The 3798-nt window shown below is 72.6% G+C and carries 2 protein-coding genes; both read left to right on the top strand.

Going from position 1 to position 3798, the window contains the following annotated elements:
• The first annotated feature begins 384 nt into the window (after positions 1 to 384).
• Positions 385 to 1890 (top strand): cellulase family glycosylhydrolase, encoded by a 1506-nt coding sequence (locus ACZ3YL_RS23470; RefSeq protein WP_465659576.1) that lies wholly within the window; start codon positions 385 to 387, stop codon positions 1888 to 1890.
• A 14-nt stretch (positions 1891 to 1904) separates the two neighbouring features.
• Positions 1905 to 3671: a glycoside hydrolase family 6 protein gene (locus ACZ3YL_RS23465; RefSeq protein WP_465659575.1), complete on the top strand. Its 1767-nt coding sequence runs from the start codon at positions 1905 to 1907 to the stop codon at positions 3669 to 3671.
• The last annotated feature ends 127 nt before the right edge of the window (positions 3672 to 3798 follow it).

The following is a 3798-nucleotide window of genomic DNA, read 5'->3' as shown; positions in this document are numbered from 1 at the left end:
CAACCCCCCACCCACAGAGTCGGCAGTCCGACAATCACCCAGCCCCCGGAGCCGGCCCCCCCGGCCCCCCCCCGGGCCGCCCCCCCCCCGCGGGGTGCCGGGAGCCGGGGGCGCCTCGGGGCGCCCCCCCCCGGTTTGGGGTTGGCGCCGGGGGCAGCCGCACGGCGTTCTACGACAGTGCTTGACCAGTGGGAGCGCTCCCACTGTGCGGGATCGCCGAGAACCGGTCAAGAGGCTTGAAGAGTCGAACTCCCCCGCTCGCCAATCCCGGCAACTCCTCTTTTCCTTTGCGGCAGTTGGCGCTACGGTCGGTGCCCACCAGTGGGAGCGATTCCGTCAGTCGACGCGCCGGGAGCGGCGCGTCCTCGCTGCAAGGAGTCGCTCATGCGACACCCCCCACCCCTCACAGCGCTGTTCGGCGGCGCGGCCCTCACCCTGGTGACTGCCGTGTCCGCCGCGGCGGGTGTGGGCCCGGGCGCCACGGCTCCGCTCGGCTGCTCCGTGGGCTACGCCACGGTCAACCAGTGGGCCGGCGGCTTCCAGGCCGCTGTCGTCATCACCAACAACGGTGCACCGACCAGTGGTTGGAGTCTCGGCTTCCACTTCACCGGCGGCCAGCACCTCACCCAGGGCTGGGGCGCCACCTGGTCCCAGTCCGGCACCGACGTCACGGCCGCGAACGAGAGCTGGAACGGCTCGCTCGGGACCGGCGCGAGCGTCACCCTCGGCCTCATCGCCTCCTGGTCCGGCGCCAACCCCGACCCGACCGGTTTCACCCTCAACGGCCTTCCCTGCTCAGCCGGTTCGGGATCGTCCCCCGGCCCGACCACCAGTCCGACCCCGACCACCACCCCCACCCCCACCCCGACCACCGGTGCGCCCGAACTGAGCGTCAGCGGCAACCGGTTGACCGACCCGAGCGGCGCCACCCGCCGCCTGCTCGGCGTCAACCGCTCCGGTGGCGAGTTCATGTGCGTCCAGGGCCACGGCGTCTTCGACGGCCCGGTGGACGACACCGCCGTCCAGGCCATCGCGGACTGGAAGGCCAACGCCGTCCGGATCACCCTCAACGAGGAGTGCTGGCTCGGCCTGGACAACATCCGACCCGAGTACCGGGGCGCCGCCTACGTCGGTGCCGTCAAGGAGCTGGTGGCCCGCGTCCTCGCGCACGGGATGACCCCCGTGGTCGAACTCCACTGGACGTACGGCCAGTACACCGGCAACTCGGCGGGCTGTCCGGACGTACACGCCTCCTGCCAGAAGCCGATGCCGGACGCCCGGTACGCCCCGGCGTTCTGGACCTCGGTGGCGAACACCTTCAAGGACGACCGCCGGGTGGTCTTCGACCTGTTCAACGAGCCCTATCCGGACCGGGCCACCGCCACCCCCGAACAGGCCTGGGCCTGCTGGCGCGACGGCGGCACCTGCCCGGGCATCGGCTACGAGGTGGCCGGCATGCAGAACCTCGTGGACGCCGTCCGGGCCACCGGCTCCCGCAACCTCGTGCTCGTCCCCGGGATCGCCTACGCGAACGACCTGAGCGGCTGGCTCGCCCACGCCCCCTCGGACCCGGCCGGCGAGCTGGCCGCCGCCTGGCACGTCTACAACGTCAACTCCTGTGCCGACGAGTCCTGCTGGAACTCCACGCTGGCCCCGGTCGCCGCCCGGGTCCCGCTGGTGGCGGGCGAGATCGGCGAGAACACCTGCGGGCACGCGTTCGTCGACCGCGTCATGAAGTGGTCCGACGACCGCGGGCTCTCCTATCTGGGCTGGACCTGGAACACCTGGGACTGCTCCTCGGGCCCCGCCCTGATCACCGCCTACGACGGCACCCCCACCGCCTTCGGCCTCGGACTGCGCGACCACCTGCGCACCCTCGACGGACACTGAAAGGGACCCCCACCATGAGCCGCACCACCCCCACCCGCCCCACCGTCAACCGGCTGCGCAGCAGCCGGACGGCCCTGCTCGCCGCCCTCGGCCTGCTCACCGCGAGCGGCGCCACCGCCACCGTGCTGTCCACCTCGGCGGGCGCCGCCGCGGCTGGCTGCCGGGTCGACTACCAGGTGTCCAACCAGTGGGACACCGGCTTCGGCGCCAACGTCAGCGTCACCAACACCGGCGACCCGCTGAGCTCCTGGACGCTGGAGTGGACCTTCGCCGGCAACCAGCAGGTCACCCAGGGCTGGAACGCGACCATCAGCCAGTCCGGAGCCGACGCCACGGCCCGGAACGTCTCGTACAACGGCGGCCTGGCGACCGGCGGCTCCACCTCCTTCGGCTTCAACGGCTCCTACAGCGGCACCAACCCGGTGCCCACCGCCTTCAAGCTCAACGGCGTGCTCTGCGACGGCGCCACCACGACGCCGACCCCCACGCCCACGGGCACCCCGACCGGCACGCCCACCCCGCAGCCCGGCACCCGCGTCGACAACCCGTACGCCGGCGCGAAGGTCTACGTGAACCCCGAGTGGTCCGCGCACGCCGCCGCCGAACCCGGCGGCGCCAAGGTCGCCGGCCAGCCCACCGGCATCTGGCTGGACCGGATCGCCGCCATCGCCGGCGCCAACGGCAGGATGGGCCTGCGCGCCCACCTCGACGAGGCGCTGCGCCAGAAGGGCGCCGGCGAACTCGTCGTCCAGCTGGTGGTCTACGACCTGCCCGGCCGGGACTGCGCCGCCCTCTCCTCCAACGGCGAACTCGGCCCGACCGAGATCGACCGGTACCGGACGGAGTTCATCGACCCGATCGCGGCCGTCCTCGCCGACCCCAAGTACGCCGGCCTGCGGATCGTCACCACGGTCGAGCTCGACTCGCTGCCGAACCTGGTCACCAACACCACGCCGCGGGCCACCGCCACTCCCGCCTGCGACGTGATGAAGGCCAACGGCAACTACATCAAGGGCATCGGCTACGCCCTGAAGAAGCTCGGTGCCATCCCCAACGTGTACAACTACGCCGACGCCGGCCACCACGGCTGGCTGGGCTGGGACGACAACCTCGGCGCGTCCGCCGAGCTGTTCAAGCAGGCGGCGACCGCCGAGGGCGCCACCCTCGCCGACGTCCACGGCTTCATCGTCAACACCGCGAACTACAGCGCGCTCAAGGAGGACAACTTCTCCATCGACGACAGCGTCAACGGCACCTCCGTCCGCCAGTCCAAGTGGGTCGACTGGAACCGCTACGTCGACGAGCTCTCCTACGCGCAGGGGCTGCGCACCAAGCTGGTCTCGCTGGGCTTCGACCCCAAGCTCGGGATGCTGATCGACACCTCGCGCAACGGCTGGGGCGGCGCCGCCCGGCCGACCGGGCCCGGGCCGCGCACCAGCGTCGACGCCTATGTCGACGGCGGGCGCTACGACCGGCGGCTGAACACCGGCAACTGGTGCAACCAGGCGGGCGCCGGTCTCGGCGAACGGCCGCAGGCGGCCCCGGCGCCGGGCATCGACGCGTACGTCTGGATGAAGCCGCCGGGCGAGTCGGACGGGGCCAGCAAGCAGCTCCCGAACAACGACGGCAAGGGCTTCGACGGGATGTGCGACCCGACGTACACCGGCAACCCGAGGAACAACAACCACATGTCCGGTGCGCTGCCGGACGCGCCGCTGTCCGGTGAGTGGTTCTCCGCCCAGTTCCAGGAGCTGCTGAAGAACGCCTATCCGGCGCTGTGACGCGGCGTTGAGCACCCCGGCCGTGCGGGGGCCCCGGGGGGCGGGCGGGCGGGGGGGGGGGGGGTCGGGCGCGGCCCCCCCAGCCGCGGGGGCGCCCCCCGGGGCGGGTGCGCGGCGGCGCCCCGCG

The sequence above is a fragment of the Kitasatospora sp. NPDC023176 genome (assembly GCF_055560495.1).
This window is presented reverse-complemented; position numbering and strand designations above follow the sequence as displayed.

Coding starts and splice junctions, on each gene's coding strand:
- ACZ3YL_RS23470 (WP_465659576.1), top strand. CDS start 385: ATGCGACACCCCCCACCCCTCACAGCGCTGTTCGGCGGCGCGGCCCTC.
- ACZ3YL_RS23465 (WP_465659575.1), top strand. CDS start 1,905: ATGAGCCGCACCACCCCCACCCGCCCCACCGTCAACCGGCTGCGCAGC.